Source organism: Streptomyces sp. NPDC052023, from assembly GCF_044548465.1.
GTDB lineage: Bacteria > Actinomycetota > Actinomycetes > Streptomycetales > Streptomycetaceae > Streptomyces.
This window is the reverse complement of sequence record NZ_JBIUBW010000002.1, coordinates 26772-41727: the sequence shown is the minus strand read 5'-3', so window position 1 is coordinate 41727 and position 14956 is coordinate 26772. Positions and strand designations below refer to the sequence as shown.

Here is a 14956-nt window from a genome sequence, read left to right as displayed (position 1 = left end):
TACGGTACGTCGCCCGCAGCACGCGCGTGTGCCCAGAACCTTTGAGGCGCCCCGTCCTCGCTGGTCAGTGGCGATTTTAACCACTTATCGGCGGCCGACCCGCCGGTCGAAGTGAGAGTTCTCTCCAACTGTCCACCGGCAGGTACCGCTCAAACCCTCGGACGAGCCCCGCGGAACGTCACCATCCGCGGGCCGTACGGGCCTCCGCCATCCGCTGCTCGGCGATCCGGTCGGCCGCGGCGGCCGGCGGGATCCCGTCGGCCTTCGCACGTGCGAATATGGCCAACGTGGTGTCGTAGATCTTCGCGGCCTTCGCCTTGCACCGGTCGAAGTCGAAGCCGTGCAGTTCGTCGGCGACCTGGATGACGCCGCCGGCGTTCACCACGTAGTCGGGCGCGTAGAGGATCCCGCGGTCGGCGAGGTCCTTCTCGACACCCGGATGGGCGAGCTGGTTGTTGGCCGCGCCGCACACCACCCGCGCGGTGAGTACCGGTACGGAGTAGTCGTTCAGCGCCCCGCCGAGTGCGCAGGGCGCGTAGATGTCGAGGCCGTCGACGCGGATCAGCGCGTCCGTGTCGGCCACCGCCGTGACAGCCGGGTGCCGCTCGGCGATCCGGCGCACGGCCTCCTCGCGCACGTCCGTGACGAAGACCTCGGAGCCCTCCGCCATCAGGTGCTCCACCAGGTGGTGGCCGACCTTCCCGACGCCCGCGATGCCGATCCGGCGGCCCCGTAGCGACGGGTCGCCCCACAGGTGCTGGGCGGAGGCGCGCATGCCCTGGTAGACACCGAAGGCGGTGAGGACGGAGGAGTCGCCCGCCCCGCCGTTCTCGGGGGACCTGCCGGTGGTCCAGCGGCACTCGCGGGCCACGACGTCCATGTCGGCGACGTAGGTGCCGACGTCGCAGGCGGTGACGTACCGGCCACCGAGCGAGGCCACGAAGCGGCCGTAGGCGAGCAGCAGCTCCTCGGTCTTGATCCGCTCCGGGTCGCCGATGATCACGGCCTTGCCACCGCCGTGGTCCAGCCCGGCCATGGCGTTCTTGTACGACATCCCGCGCGCGAGGTTGAGCGCGTCGGCGACGGCCTCCGCCTCGTTCGCGTAGGGGTAGAAGCGGGTACCGCCGAGGGCGGGGCCGAGGGCGGTGGAGTGAAGGGCGATCACGGCCTTCAGGCCGCTCGCGCGGTCCTGGCAGAGCACGACTTGCTCATGTCCGCCCTGGTCCGAGTGGAACAGGGTGTGCAGTACATCAGCAGGTGCGCCGGTTACGTCGGTCACGGTGGTGACTCCTGAGGCAAGAAGCGGCGATGGGAGGGGTCCCGTGCGGGTGGCGGGGCCTGTGAGCACGAGATTAGAGCCTCCGGGCCGCGCCGACCGAGCAGTGCTCAGGATCACCTCCGCACGGAGTACGTCCGTGCGACGATTTGCATAGTTTTCCCGCGCGTTTGTGGGCGGGTTCCGCAGGTTTCCCCGGCAGGTGGCGGGGGAGGGAGCAGGCGTGCCCAAGGTGTCCTCGGTGATCGTCCCGTATGCGGCGTACCTGCGCGTGTACGAGCCGCTGGCCGCCTTCCCGGAGCCGGAGCGCGCTCACTGGGCGCGCTACGCCCGCCGTCCGGACCGCCCCTCGTACCAGGTCGAACTTCGCCGTTCCCTGGCCGACTTGCTGCCCACCCCGCCGGTGCCGGTGCCGGTCCACGAGAGCAGCGACGCCTTCGTGCTGGAGGCCGACGGGGTGATCCACATCTGCCCGTGGCGGACCCGGCTGCGGGGCTGGCAGGCGCTGGGTGACCTCGCGGAGGAGCTTGCGCCGCCCCTGCTGGACGCGGTGCTGCCGCCGGTCCTGCGCCATCAGGCGACACAGGACTACGAGCGGTGGCTGGCCGGCAACCCGGACGCCCGCCCCTGGATCCGCACGGCGACCTGGCAGGTGCCGCTGAACTGGTTCGTGCTCGTCTCCGACGAGGAGCGGGAGTACGACAAGGGCTCCGGGGGCACCGACGACGCCCCGCCCGTGCTGCGCTACCGCACGCCCATGGTCCAGGCCCGCCGCCGGGTGGCCCGCGGCCTGCGCACGCTGAGGAACGCCATGGACGAGGGGCCGCTGATCGACGGCCTGGTGGACGTCGGGCGATGGCTGGAGGAGTTCCACCCGCGCTCGCTGGTCGAGCTGGACTACGGCGGGCTGGTGCACGCCCTGCCGGCCGGTGACCTGGAGGGCGACCACTCGGCGGCCGACGTGGCCGAGGGGATCGAGGCGCTGCGCACCGGCGACGGGGCCGCGGCGGGCGAGGCGTACGCGCGGCTGGTGGAGCGCTGGCGCTCGGTGCGAGACCTGCGTTCGGCGAACTGACGTACTGTTCTGTGACGCACCTTACGGGGCGTCAACAAGGGATCTAGAGCCCGATCTGGGCGTATGCGTCAAGAGTGTGATGCATGCGACAAGGGTGACGGAGCGCACGTACATGACTCTTGCGTCCCTTGCCCCTCCCCATGCCAAAATAGGACAAGGAGTCCGGGGAGGACTCTGTCCGTCCTGGTGTGCTCAACTATGGGCGGAATCTACGTATTGCGCGCTTTGGGGGGTCTGATGACTCCTGATCGCCCTGTGACTGATCGTCACAGTGGCGTGACTGTCCGCTATGGCATGGTCCATCGGCATCCGTCGCTGATGAACACCTGGGAGGGCAATTCCATCGGTTTGGCCGACGCGGCTGGACAGATGGTGTAGTTGTAGTGCCGAGGACAAGCCGTTCGTCCTATAACCGACTCGACTCGCGTCCGCCATTTCGGGCAACGCGGGTCAAGGTGCAGAATTTAGAGGAAAGAACCGAGAAGGTTCGGTTCTCCCGAGGAGGCCGCTCATGACCGCTCGCACCCCTGATGCCGAGCCGCTGCTGACCCCGGCTGAGGTCGCCACGATGTTCCGCGTCGACCCGAAGACGGTCACGCGGTGGGCGAAGGCCGGCAAGCTCACTTCCATCCGTACGCTCGGCGGGCACCGCCGCTACCGCGAGGCTGAGGTGCGCGCTCTGCTCGCGGGCATCCCGCAGCAGCGCAGCGAGGCCTGAACAACTGAATAACAGGGCAAATCGGCTGGTCCCCCAACCTGCCGAGGCGTCCGGAACCAAGCTCCAAGCGACGTGGGTCCTGCCCCAACAGGGCCTCGCCCAGGGCCTTCGGGCAACTGACAGGGTGCGTCGTCGATCGCGCTGGACTCCGCCGGGTCCAGCGCGATCTTTTTTGTGCGCGGGGTGGCGAGTCCGTGGGCGGGCTTGTCGGAGTCTGGGGAGGGGCGTCGGGGCTGCCGCGGCAAGGCCCCGCCGGACAGTGCAATTGCACATATTAAATTGACCAGTTGTAGGAGATGGGTAAGTACCGCTGTTTCAGAAACTCATGCGGTGACTCCCGTCACATGCCAACGTGCTTGTTGCCTCTGTCCTATGTGCGGTAGGGGAGTTGGGACTCAAGGGGCCACGGGGGTGGTCATCCACCGGCGGGGCGCTCGTCCTCGGCGCTCTCCTCAGGGGCGTCCGTCGCAAGCGGCACGGAGTCCATGGCGAGGGCGAGGCGCAGCAGGCGATGGCAGATCGGGCAGTGCCGGGTCACATGCCGGTACGACGACGCGGCCGACAGATGCGCCCGGAGCAACGCCCGCGTCTCATGCCTCACCGATGCCGCCATATGCCACCTCCGGGGGCCCAGCGGGCGGGTTGCCCTGGTTTCTGAGTACCGACCGAAGGTGACGCCGTCAAGGCGGCGTACGGGCCACGTGGGCGGGCGAGCGCCCCCGCACGCGAGAGAGCCCGGGCTCCGAAGAACCCGGGCTCTCCCCTGGGTGCGGTCATGACTGAGGCCCGCTCCCTTGAGGGGATGCGGGCCTCGGTCGTGTTGCGGTCCTGACGGGATTTGCTGCGTCGACTGCGGCTGCGCCGCGGGCGCGGCCTCTCGCACGGCGAGGCCGCGTGGCGTGTGCGCGGGATGCGGTCATGACTGAGGCCCGCTCCCTTGAGGGGATGCGGGCCTCGGTCGTACTGCGGTCCTGACGGGATTTGAACCCGCGGCCTCCACCTTGACAGGGTGGCGAGCACTCCAAACTGCTCCACAGGACCAGGTTTCGCGGCGCGATTTCTGCGTTGCGCTGCGAGAAGAGACTGTACAGGAGCCGGACCGCCTGGTCGAACTCACTTAGCGTGCGGGGCTCCTCACGGTGCCGCCGCGTCGATCGCCTTCACGATCCGCTTGTCCGACACCGGGTACGCCGTGCCCAGCGCGTGCGCGAAGTAGCTGACGCGGAGCTCCTCGATCATCCAGCGGATGTCCAGGACGGCGGCGGGGACGGGCCGGCCCTGGGGCATCTGCTCCAGGAGCCACGCGTACTCGTCCCGCATCTCCTGGACCTTCTCCATGCGCGTGGTGTCCCGCTGGACGTTCGTCGGCATCTGCTGCAGACGGCGGTCCGCGGCCACCAGGTAGCGCATCAGGTGCGGCAGCCGGCTCAGCCCCGTCGCCGTGACGAAGCCGGGCTTCACGAGGGCGTCCAGCTGCCCCCGGACGTCCTGGAGGTTCGGCAGCAGCGCGGGGCTGCGTACGGCCTTCAGGCGGCGCTCACAGGCCTGCCAGGCGGCGAGGACCTGCTGCACCTGGCCCACCGTGCGCACGGTCGTGTCGACGATCTCCGCGCGCACCTTGTCGTAGAGCTTGCGGTACGACTCCTCGTCCCACGCCGGCCCCCCGAAGTCGGCGATCAGCTTGTCCGCCGCTGCCGTCGCGCAGTCGTCGAACAGGGCCTGGACGGATCCGTGCGGGTTGGCGGAGAGGGCGAGCTTGTGGGCGTTGGTCAGCTTCTCGGACGCGAACTTCGCAGGGTTGACCGGGATGTTGCGCAGGATGAGCCGGCGCGTGCCCTGCCACATGGCCTCGGCCTGCTCCGCCTCGGTGTCGAAGAGGCGTACGGAGACCGTGTCGCCGTCGTCCACGAGCGCCGGGTACGCCTTGACCGGCTGGCCGGCGCGGCGGGTCTCGAAGACGCGGGTGAGGGTGCCGATCGTCCAGTCGGTCAGGCCCTTGCGCTCGACCGACTCGCCGCCGCTGCGCTCCGCGGTGGCCGCGGCGGCCTGCGAGAGGGCCTTGCGGGCCTTCGGCTTGAGCTGGAGCCTCAGCGCCTCGAGGTCCTTGTCCTCGGCCAGCTTGCGACGCCGCTCGTCGACGATCCGGAAGGTGATCCGCAGATGGTCGGGGACCTTGGCCCAGTCGAAGTCGTCGGCGGTGAAGGGCACACCGACCATCCGCTTCAGCTCGCGCGCCATGGTGGTGGTCAGCGGCTCCTGGAGGGGGACGGCCGTGTCCAGGAAACGCTTCGCGAAGTTCGGCGCGGGCACGTAGTTGCGGCGGATCGGCTTGGGGAGGGACCGGATCAGCTCCGTGACCACCTCCTCCCGCAGCCCCGGGATCTGCCAGTCGAAGCCCTCGTCGGTGACCTGGTTGAGGACCTGGAGCGGGATGTGGACGGTGACGCCGTCGGCGTCCGCGCCCGGCTCGAACTGGTAGGTGACCTTGAACTTGAGCGGGCCCTGGCGCCAGGAGTCGGGGTAGTCGGCCTTGGTGACCGCCTCCGCCGACTCGCGGATGAGCATCTCGCGCTCGAAGTCGAGGAAGTCGGGCTGCTCGTGCCGCTTGTGCTTCCACCAGGAGTCGAAGTGCGCGCCGGAGACGACGTGTTCGGGCACCCGCTGGTCGTAGAAGTCGAACAGGGTCTCGTCGTCGACCACGATGTCGCGGCGCCGGGCGCGGTGCTCCAGCTCCTCGACCTCGCTCAGCAGCCGGCGGTTGTCGGCGAAGAACTTGTGCGGGGTCCGCCAGTCCCCCTCGACCAGGGCGTTCCGGATGAACAGTGCACGGCTGGCCTCCGCGTCGATCCGGCCGTAGTTCACCTTGCGCTGGGCGATGATCGGGACGCCGTACAGCGTCACCTTCTCGTACGCCATCACGGCCGCCTGGTCCTTCTCCCAGTGCGGTTCGCTGTACGTCCGCTTGATCAGGTGACCGGCGAGGGGTTCGACCCACTCGGGTTCGATCTTGGCGTTGACCCGTGCCCAGAGCCGGGAGGTCTCCACCAGCTCGGCGGACATCACGAAGCGCGGCTGCTTCTTGAAGAGCGCCGAGCCGGGGAAGATCGCGAACTTGGCGTTGCGCGCGCCCAGGTACTCGTTCTTGTTGCCGTCCTTCACGTCCTTCATCCCGACGTGGGAGAGAAGACCGGCGAGGAGGGAGGTGTGGATGCGGTCGGCGGGGGCGTCGTCCTCGTTGAGGTGGATGCCCATCTGCTTGGCGACCGTGCGCAGCTGGCTGTAGATGTCCTGCCATTCGCGAATGCGCAGGAAGTTGAGGTACTCCTGCTTGCACATGCGGCGGAAGGACGAGGAGCCGCGCTCGCGCTGCTGCTCGCGCAGGTAGCGCCAGAGGTTGAGGTAGGCGAGGAAGTCGCTGGTCTCGTCCCGGAAGCGGGCGTGCTGCTGGTCGGCCTGGGCCTGCTTCTCCGCCGGGCGCTCGCGGGGGTCCTGGATGGAGAGCGCGGCGGCTATGACCATGACCTCGCGGACACAGCCGTTCTTGTCGGCCTCCAGGACCATCCGGGCCAGCCGCGGGTCGACCGGCAGCTGGGCGAGCTTGCGGCCGGTGTCGGTGAGCCGCTTACGGGTGTCCTTCTGCGCGGGGTCCAGCGCGCCGAGCTCCTGGAGCAGCTGCACGCCGTCGCGGATGTTGCGGTGGTCCGGCGGGTCGATGAAGGGGAACTTCTCGATGTCGCCGAGACCCGCGGCGGTCATCTGCAGGATGACGCTCGCCAGGTTCGTACGGAGGATCTCCGCGTCCGTGAACTCCGGGCGGGCCTCGAAGTCGTCCTCGCTGTAGAGGCGGATGCAGATGCCGTCGGACGTACGGCCGCAGCGGCCCTTGCGCTGGTTGGCGCTGGCCTGGGAGATCGCCTCGATGGGCAGCCGCTGGACCTTGGTGCGGTGGCTGTAGCGCGAGATGCGCGCGAAGCCGGGGTCGATGACGTACTTGATGCCCGGGACGGTGAGCGAGGTCTCGGCGACGTTGGTCGCCAGAACGATCCTGCGTCCGGTGTGCGGCTGGAAGACCCGGTGCTGCTCGGCGTGCGAGAGCCGCGCGTACAGCGGGAGCACCTCGGTGAATCTGTACTTCTTCTTCTCCAGCGCGTCCGCCGTGTCGCGGATCTCCCGCTCACCGGAGAGGAAGACCAGGATGTCGCCCTTGCCCTCCCCCATCAGCTCCTCGACGGCATCCGTGATCGCGGTGATCTGGTCGCGGTCGGCGTCGTCGGAGTCCTCTTCGAGCAGCGGCCGGTAGCGCACCTCGACGGGGTACGTCCGACCGCTGACCTCGATGATCGGGGCGTCGCCGAAGTGCCGGGAGAAACGCTCGGGGTCGATGGTCGCCGAGGTGATGACGACCTTGAGGTCGGGCCGCTTCGGCAGCAGCTGCGCGAGATAGCCCAGCAGGAAGTCGATGTTCAGGGACCGCTCGTGGGCCTCGTCGATGATGATCGTGTCGTAGGCGCGCAGCTCGCGGTCGGTCTGGATCTCGGCGAGCAGGATGCCGTCGGTCATCAGCTTGATGAAGGTGGCGTCCGGGTTCACCTGGTCGGTGAAGCGGACCTTCCAGCCGACGGCCTCGCCGAGCGGCGTGTCGAGTTCCTCGGCGACCCGTTCGGCGACCGTGCGGGCGGCGATCCGGCGGGGCTGCGTGTGGCCGATCATGCCGCGGGCGCCACGGCCTAGCTCCACGCAGATCTTGGGGATCTGCGTGGTCTTGCCGGACCCGGTCTCGCCTGCGACGATCACGACCTGGTGGTCGCGGATGGCGTCGGCGATCTCGTCCTTCTTCTGGCTGACCGGAAGCTGCGGCGGGTAGCTGACCGCGGGCGCCTGCGCCCGGCGCTCGGCCATGCGCGCCTCGGCCTTCTCGATCTCCGCCTCGATCTCGGCGAGTACGGCGGCACGGGCCTCCGGCTTGCGGATCTTGCGTGCGCCTTCGAGCCTGCGGCCGAGCCGATGCGCGTCGCGCAGGGAGAGGTCCGTCAGGCGGGGGGCGAGGGCAGGCTGCGTAGACATACGGGTTCCAGGATCTCATCCTCGGGAAATCCGTGGCGAATGATTTCGTGCCGGTGCGGGGGCCTGCGGGTCTGCGGGTGTCCGGGGCGGCAACGCGAAACCCCCGCCGATGATCTCGACGGGGGTTTCTGTGGTGGCTGGGGCCGGGGTCGAACCGGCGACCTTCCGCTTTTCAGGCGGACGCTCGTACCAACTGAGCTACCCAGCCACGGGGTTTGTGTGACCCCGAGCGGTCCTGACGGGATTTGAACCCGCGGCCTCCACCTTGACAGGGTGGCGAGCACTCCAAACTGCTCCACAGGACCAGGCTGTTGCGTACGACAGTGTCGCACACGGCGATGTGGGTCTCCAAAACGAGTGGAAGAAATCCGCCGGAAAGTTGCTTCTCCGGTGGCTGACCTGCACTTTCTTGGTGCCCGATGTCGCTGGATCAGCATATCAGAGGGTGGATGGTGCCCCGTACCGGTTAATTCCGCGCCCTCCGGGAGTGGACGTCAAGGACCGGTGTGCACGTACGCCGCCCACCACAGGGGGGTCGCTGTTCTGGCGGCGTAGTTGCTGGAGGTGCCGGCCAGGTGGGCGGCCTCGTCGGGCAGGGTGGCGGCGCCCCGTGCGGTCTCGCAGGCGGAGAGGTAGGCCAGCCGGGCGTCCGCCAGGCGGAGGCGGGAGATGTCCGCGACGGTCAGGGGGCCGGACCGCTCGTGGTCGTGGAGGTAGAGGGCGCCGCCCGACGGGTCCGTGGGGTCCTGGGTGCCGTGGCCGGAGAAGTGCAGGTAGGGGTGGTCCGGAAGGGTGTTCAGGAGTTTCTCGCGGGTTGCCTGGGCGCCGGTGAGGACGGTGGTGCGGGGGAGGCGTCCGGAGAGGCGCCGTACCTCCGCCGCGGCGTGCGGGAGGCGTGGCAGGCCCGGGGTGTCCGACTGGTCCACGGCCGGCACGCGGGGTGCCGCCGGCGCGGGGGCGGGGCGGGACCGGGCGGCCGCCAGGGCTCGCAGGGTCGTGGTGTAGGAGCAGACGTGGCGGTCGGGGAGGGAGTCGCGGTGCGCTCCGGAGTAGTGGCCCGCCGCGTGCAGCGGGAACAGGGTGAGCAGGCCCGTGGGACACCACCAGAGGCGGCTCGGGGCGGGGGTGTCCGGCAAGGCGTCCAGCACGGGGGCCGCCACCGTGTCCCACAGCCAGGCGAGGGTGCGCGTCAGGATGCGCTGGGCCCGCCAGGCGTCGGCCGGGGAGCGGCCGACGAGGGCCAGGGCGTTCAGGAGGGCCTCGGCGCGGTCGATCAGGCCGCCGTCCCCGGCGAGGTGGAGGCCGGGGAGCGGGACCGTGCGGACGTCGGTGCGGGTGACGACCAGGGCGTCGCAGCGCACGGTGCTGGTGTTCACGACGACCACGGGGCCGTGCGCGGCGGCGGACCGGAGACGTTCGAGCGAGGGCAGCCGGAGGAAGTCCTCCAGGCCGGGCAGCTCCCGGACCCGGGCCACCAAGTCGTCCATCCCCTCGGCGAGTTCCCGGCGCTGCTCGGCCGCCGCCCGCCGGCCGGGGCCCGGAAGGGGGCCGCCCGTGGCTCCTCGGCAGGGGTGTCCAGCAGGGCGCGGATCTCCCGGATGCGGCCGGCGAGGTGCGGGGCGCGCTCGCGCAGTTCGGTCATGTCGTCGCGGGCGTCCAGGGCCTGCGCCAGGAGGACGCCGCCGGGTGGGGCCTGCTGACCGTGCCGCTGGCCGCGTGGTGGTGGCTGGCCCTGCCGATGGCGGCCGCCCTGTCGTCACCGGGCTGCGCCGTACCCCGCGCCGCCGTGGACACGCTGGCGCATCTCACCGAGGCCGCGTTCGACCTGCGGGGTGCGACGCTCGCCCGGGAGCTGGGCTTCGACGTACCGTCCGGGCGGCTGTCCCCGGCGGTCGGCATGCAGGTGACGGCGCATCTGCGCAAGCACGCGTGAGACGGCACGGCGCGCACGGCACACAAAAAACCCACTCCGGCAAGGAGTGGGTTTCCGTACGTCTCGCGAGTGCCCCCAACGGGATTCGAACCCGTGCTACCGCCTTGAAAGGGCGGCGTCCTAGGCCGCTAGACGATGAGGGCTATCGGCCCGCCTGGGCGCTTCTCAGCGCGTCGGGGACGTGAGAAGCATATGGGATGGCGGGAGGGATCGCCAAAACGGTTTACGGACTCCGTTCCCCGGAGGGGGTCCGCGACGGGGTGGGGGACGGCTCGCCCGACGGTGTGACCCCCGGCTTGTTCTCCTCCACGAGGTGGCGGCTGACCTCCGCCGTGCTGAGTCCGAGGCCGCCCAGGCGGATCGCGTCCCAGGCCTGGAGCCGGCGGGTGTCACGGTCGAAGTAGAGGATCGACGCCTCGATCGGGTCCGGGTGCGCGTCCTCCACCGCGCGCAGACCGCTGCCGCCGGTCGAGCCCTCGATGCGCAGCCGGGTGCCGTACGGCAGCACCTCCATCTCCTGGTGGTGCACATGGCCGGCCAGGACGAGCGGGACCTCGCCGTCCGTCTGCCGGGCGGCCTGCGGCTCGTGGGCGACGGCCACGTCCACCGGGGTGCCGGCCGCGCTCTGGTCGCGCAGTGCGGTGGCCAGGCGGGCGCCGGCCAGCTCCTGGGAGGCCTCGGCGCCCGGCTTGTTGCTGCGGTCGGGGGTGAACTGGGGGTCGCCGATCCCGGCGAACCGCAGCCCCGCCACCGAGACGGCACGGCCGTCGTCGAGGACGTGCACGTTCTTCAGGTCCTGCAGATAGCGCTGGGTGATCCGCGAGTCGTGGTTGCCGCGCACCCAGACGTACGGCGCCCCGAGGTCCTCGATCGGGTCGAGGAACCCGTTCTCGGCCGAGGTGCCGTGGTCCATCGTGTCGCCCGAGTCGACGATCACGTTCACCTCGTACTGCTCGACCAGCGAGGCGATGATCTTCCAGCCGGCCGGGTTGAGGTGGATGTCCGAGACGTGCAGCACGCGGATGGTGGTCGGTTCGGGCCGGTACGCGGGGAGCGTGGAGGTGGCGTCGTAGAGCTTGGTCACGTTGGTCACCAGGCGCGCCAGTTCCTGCTGGTAGACGTCGAACTCGGTGACGATGCTGCGGGCGTCGCCGACCAGGGAGGGCGCGGAGGAGAGCAGGCCCGAGAACCTCGGCTCCAGGACCGACTTGGGGTTCCAGGTGGCGTACGCCGTCGCCCCCGAGGCCGCCAGCAGGGTGAGCGCGAGGCCGCCGGCGGCCAGGGCGCGGCGCGGGCGGCGGTAGACGGCGAGGCCGAGGGCGGTCGCGCCGGCGACGACGGCCACGCACGAGCGCACGGCGAGGTCGAGGGCGCCGTGGCCCACGTCCCGGGTGACCTCGTCCTGGAGGCCGGAGAGGCGTTCGGGGTGGTCGACCAGGGCCTGGGAGCGGTCCGGGTCGAGCTGGTCGACGTTCACGTCGAGCCGGACCGGGGCGACGTGGCTGTCCAGGTGCAGGGCGCCCAGCGGGGAGACGTTGATCTTCGTGCCGCCGGCCAGGGACGGGCGCAGGGTCATCGTCGTGTCCATCGGGCCGACCGGGACCCGGACGTTCCCGACGACCAGCAGCCCGAGCCACGCGCCCAGCAGGACGACGGCCGTGAGGCCCAGGGCCCGGGTCCAGCGGTGGGGAGGCGGCGGGACGAGTGCGGCTTCGACGGCGGGGCGGGGGCGGCGGAGGCGGAAACGGCTCATTGCGGTCAGGACTGCGGCTGGGACGCGGGCCATCGGTCCCGTATGCCCAGGCGCGCTGGAGGATATGCGACGCCGAGTGGGTCGAACGCGGCTTGGTGGCGGGGTCTCGTGGCGCGGGGTCTTACCGGACAATGGGCCTGTGCTGGAGATGACGCGCGAGGAGTTCGAGGAACTGGTCGCCGAGGCGCTGGACCGGATCCCGCCGGAGCTGACGAGGCTGATGGACAACGTCGCGGTGTTCGTCGAGGACGAACCGCCCGCCGACGATCCCGAGCTGCTCGGGCTGTACGAGGGGACGCCGCTGACCGATCGCGGGGAGTGGTACGCGGGGGTGCTGCCGGACCGGATCACGATCTACCGGGGGCCGACGCTGCGGATGTGCGATTCGCGCGAGGACGTCGTCGCCGAGACCGAGATCACGGTCGTCCACGAGATCGCCCACCACTTCGGGATCGACGACGCGCGGCTGCACGCGCTGGGATACGGGTAACGGGGCGCGTGTCCTCTTGTGGGCGGCGGGAGTTGGGCAGGTTGACTCCATCACCCCGCCCCGGAGGTGGCTGCCCGTGCGCCGCTTGTACGTACCTGTCCGCCTGGCCGCCACCGTCGTGGCCGCCGCCGCTGCCGCCGGCTGCATGAGCGTGGGTGACGACGACGGTGACCGGGCCAGGCCCTCGCACTCGGCGGGACCGCGGGGCGGCGAGGCGCCCGACGGAGGCTCGGCCTGGTCCGGCGGCGGTGTCGCGGGCGGCGGGGCAGCGGGCGGCGCGGATCCCGCGCGCGGCAAGGACGGCAAGGGCGGCCGCTCGGCCTCGCCGGGTGCGAAGCCCGAGCCGTCCGGCTCGGCGAAGGCGCCACGGGCGTCCGCGTCGGGGCATGCGCCGGCCGACCCCGGGCACCCCGTCGACCCGGGCGACCCGCCGCCGCCCCCGCCCGAGCCGACCCCCACCCGGACCACCCCGGCCCCGGAACCGCCCCCGCCGACGCCCGAGCCGCCGACCAGCCCGGAGCCGACGGTCGCGGAGCCGTCCTCGTCGGCCCACGAGGACACGAGCCCGCAACTGGTCCAGCGGGAGCCGGCGCCCCAGGCGGGGGCGCCGGTCTAGTGCTCGCCGGGCTTCCGGTGGGGCGCCGCCGAGCAGCCGTTTCCGGCCCGGTTTGCCTTTCGGGGTGGTGGGTGCGTATGGTGGTAGATCGTTTGATCCCATTTGCCCGGCGCCACCGCAGAGCGCGCCGTGTGGCGCGTACTCTCCCTTGCCGTGGCGGACCGCATTGAGGCGGTCGTGTGCGAATCACGGAGTTGACGGGCGCGTGCCGATGAGACTCCGGAAGGTTTCGCAGACGTATGTCTATCGCCAGTACTGATCACGCCGTCATGCCCTCGGGCGACGACCAGTCCCCCGAGGTCCCCGAGATCACCTTCGACGCCCTCGGCCTGCCCGAGGGCGTCGTGCGCAAGCTCGCGCAGAACGGTGTGACCACCCCCTTCCCGATCCAGGCCGCGACCATCCCGGACGCCCTGCTCGGCAAGGACATCCTCGGCCGTGGCCGCACCGGCTCCGGCAAGACCCTCTCCTTCGGTCTGCCCACCCTGGCCACCCTGGCCGGTGGCCGCACCGAGAAGAAGCGCCCCCGCGCCGTCATCCTCACCCCCACCCGCGAGCTGGCGATGCAGGTCGCCGACGCGCTCCAGCCGTACGGGGACGTCCTCGGGCTGAAGATGAAGGTGGTGTGCGGCGGTACGTCGATGGGGAACCAGATCTACGCCCTGGAGCGCGGCGTGGACGTGCTGGTCGCCACGCCCGGCCGGCTCCGCGACATCATCAACCGCGGTGCCTGCTCCCTCGACGACGTGCAGATCACCGTCCTCGACGAGGCCGACCAGATGTCCGACCTGGGCTTCCTGCCCGAGGTGACCGAGCTCCTCGACCAGGTCCCGGCGGGCGGTCAGCGGATGCTGTTCTCCGCGACGATGGAGAACGAGATCCAGACCCTCGTCGACCGCTACCTGAACGAGCCGGTCTCCCACGAGGTCGACGCGGCCCAGGGCGCGGTGACGACCATGTCGCACCACATCCTGATCGTGAAGCCCAAGGACAAGGCCCCGGTCACCGCCGCGATCGCCTCCCGCAAGGGCCGCACCATCATCTTCGTCCGCACCCAGCTGGGCGCCGACCGTGTCGCCGAACAGCTGCGCGACTCCGGGGCGAAGGCCGAGGCGCTGCACGGCGGCATGACGCAGGGCGCCCGGACCCGGACGCTGGCGGACTTCAAGGACGGCTACGTCAACGTGCTCGTCGCCACCGACGTCGCGGCGCGCGGCATCCACGTCGACGGCATCGACCTCGTGCTGAACGTCGACCCCGCCGGTGACCACAAGGACTACCTGCACCGCGCCGGCCGCACCGCGCGTGCCGGCCGCACCGGCACCGTCGTCTCCCTGTCGCTGCCGCACCAGCGCCGCCAGATCTTCCGCCTGATGGAGGACGCGGGCGTGGACGCCTCGCGCCACATCATCCAGGGCGCCGGCGCCTTCGACCCGGAGGTCGCCGAGATCACCGGCGCCCGGTCGATGACCGAGGTGCAGGCCGAGTCCGCGGGCAACGCCGCGCAGCAGGCCGAGCGCGAGGTCGCCCACCTCACCAAGCAGCTGGAGCGGGCGCAGCGGCGCGCCGCCGAGCTGCGTGAGGAGGCCGACCGGCTGGTCGCCCGGGTCGCCCGCGAGCGCGGCGAGGACCCGGAGGCCGCCGTCGCCGAGGCGCAGACCGCGGTGGCCGAGGCGGCCGCGGCGACCGAGGCGCCGGACGTGATCGAGGTGTCGGTGCCGGAGCAGGTCGCGGCGCGGGACGCCGAGCGGCCCGAGCGTTCCGGGGCCTCCTCCTACGAGCGCCGGGAGCGTCGTGACGGTGGCGAGCGTGGCGGTTTCCGTCGTGACGAGCGCCGTGACGGTGACCGTGGTGGGCGTTCCTTCGAGCGCCGTGACGGCGACCGTGGGGGCCGTTCCTTCGAGCGCCGTGACGACCGTGGTGGCTTCCGCCGGGACGAGCGCCGTGACGGTGACCGTGGTGGGCGTTCCTTCGAGCGCCGTGACGGCGACCGTGGGGGCCGTTCCTTCGAGCGCCGTGACGACCGTGGTG

11 protein-coding genes and 4 tRNA genes are annotated in these 14956 nt (G+C 70.9%); 6 read left to right on the top strand and 9 right to left on the bottom strand.

The window, feature by feature from the left end:
- Positions 1-178 precede the first annotated feature (178 nt).
- Positions 179-1279 carry a Leu/Phe/Val dehydrogenase gene (locus ACIHCM_RS04225; RefSeq protein ID WP_399888847.1) on the bottom strand — a complete coding sequence of 367 codons (1101 nt, stop codon included), beginning with the start codon at positions 1277-1279 and terminating at the stop codon, positions 179-181.
- Between the two features lie 220 nt (positions 1280-1499).
- On the opposite strand from ACIHCM_RS04225, the gene ACIHCM_RS04220 reads away from it, so the two are divergent.
- Both ACIHCM_RS04220 and bldC read left to right on the top strand, forming a co-directional pair.
- Positions 1500-2351, top strand: coding sequence for a hypothetical protein (locus tag ACIHCM_RS04220; RefSeq protein WP_399888844.1), 852 nt, complete (start codon positions 1500-1502; stop codon positions 2349-2351).
- Between the two features lie 511 nt (positions 2352-2862).
- A complete protein-coding gene (bldC, locus tag ACIHCM_RS04215; protein ID WP_003949541.1) occupies positions 2863-3069 on the top strand; it encodes a developmental transcriptional regulator BldC in 207 nt (68 codons plus the stop codon).
- A gap of 415 nt (positions 3070-3484) precedes the next feature.
- Here bldC and ACIHCM_RS04210 read toward each other — a convergent pair whose 3' ends face one another.
- From ACIHCM_RS04210 to ACIHCM_RS04185, 6 genes are all read right to left on the bottom strand, one after another.
- Positions 3485-3682: a DUF6274 family protein gene (locus ACIHCM_RS04210; protein WP_399888841.1), complete on the bottom strand. Its 198-nt coding sequence runs from the start codon at positions 3680-3682 to the stop codon at positions 3485-3487.
- A 353-nt stretch (positions 3683-4035) separates the two neighbouring features.
- Positions 4036-4110: transfer RNA gene (locus ACIHCM_RS04205), tRNA-Asp, on the bottom strand.
- 93 nt (positions 4111-4203) lie between these two features.
- Positions 4204-8133: an ATP-dependent RNA helicase HrpA gene (gene hrpA, locus ACIHCM_RS04200; protein ID WP_399888838.1), complete on the bottom strand. Its 3930-nt coding sequence runs from the start codon at positions 8131-8133 to the stop codon at positions 4204-4206.
- Between the two features lie 131 nt (positions 8134-8264).
- Positions 8265-8341 (bottom strand) — tRNA-Phe (locus ACIHCM_RS04195).
- 22 nt (positions 8342-8363) lie between these two features.
- A tRNA-Asp gene (locus ACIHCM_RS04190) sits at positions 8364-8438 on the bottom strand.
- 189 nt (positions 8439-8627) lie between these two features.
- Positions 8628-9620, bottom strand: a complete 993-nt coding sequence (locus ACIHCM_RS04185) for a CHAT domain-containing protein (protein WP_399888835.1) — start codon at positions 9618-9620, stop codon at positions 8628-8630.
- A 125-nt stretch (positions 9621-9745) separates the two neighbouring features.
- Between ACIHCM_RS04185 and ACIHCM_RS04180 the strand changes: the two genes are divergently transcribed.
- Positions 9746-10066: a hypothetical protein gene (locus ACIHCM_RS04180; protein WP_399888833.1), complete on the top strand. Its 321-nt coding sequence runs from the start codon at positions 9746-9748 to the stop codon at positions 10064-10066.
- Positions 10067-10136: 70 nt separating this feature from the next.
- On the opposite strand, the gene ACIHCM_RS04175 is transcribed toward ACIHCM_RS04180, so the two are convergent.
- Both ACIHCM_RS04175 and ACIHCM_RS04170 read right to left on the bottom strand, forming a co-directional pair.
- Positions 10137-10209 (bottom strand) — tRNA-Glu (locus ACIHCM_RS04175).
- 80 nt (positions 10210-10289) lie between these two features.
- A complete protein-coding gene (locus ACIHCM_RS04170; RefSeq protein WP_399888831.1) occupies positions 10290-11819 on the bottom strand; it encodes a metallophosphoesterase in 1530 nt (509 codons plus the stop codon).
- 139 nt (positions 11820-11958) lie between these two features.
- Between ACIHCM_RS04170 and ACIHCM_RS04165 the strand changes: the two genes are divergently transcribed.
- The 3 genes from ACIHCM_RS04165 to ACIHCM_RS04155 form a co-directional block, all read left to right on the top strand.
- Entirely contained in the window at positions 11959-12309 is a 351-nt protein-coding gene (locus ACIHCM_RS04165; protein ID WP_399888828.1) for a metallopeptidase family protein, read from the top strand.
- Between the two features lie 76 nt (positions 12310-12385).
- Positions 12386-12925 carry a hypothetical protein gene (locus tag ACIHCM_RS04160; protein ID WP_399888825.1) on the top strand — a complete coding sequence of 180 codons (540 nt, stop codon included), beginning with the start codon at positions 12386-12388 and terminating at the stop codon, positions 12923-12925.
- 239 nt (positions 12926-13164) lie between these two features.
- Positions 13165-14956, top strand: a 1792-nt coding sequence (locus tag ACIHCM_RS04155; RefSeq protein WP_399888822.1) for a DEAD/DEAH box helicase, incomplete at its 3' end; no start/stop codon positions are given.

What these genes read in the sequence shown, in the direction of transcription:
- ACIHCM_RS04185 (WP_399888835.1), bottom strand. Translation starts at nt 9,620, where the DNA reads ATGGACGACTTGGTGGCCCGGGTCCGGGAGCTGCCCGGCCTGGAGGAC.
- bldC (WP_003949541.1), top strand. Translation starts at nt 2,863, where the DNA reads ATGACCGCTCGCACCCCTGATGCCGAGCCGCTGCTGACCCCGGCTGAG.
- hrpA (WP_399888838.1), bottom strand. Translation starts at nt 8,133, where the DNA reads ATGTCTACGCAGCCTGCCCTCGCCCCCCGCCTGACGGACCTCTCCCTG.
- ACIHCM_RS04210 (WP_399888841.1), bottom strand. Translation starts at nt 3,682, where the DNA reads ATGGCGGCATCGGTGAGGCATGAGACGCGGGCGTTGCTCCGGGCGCAT.
- ACIHCM_RS04170 (WP_399888831.1), bottom strand. Translation starts at nt 11,819, where the DNA reads ATGAGCCGTTTCCGCCTCCGCCGCCCCCGCCCCGCCGTCGAAGCCGCA.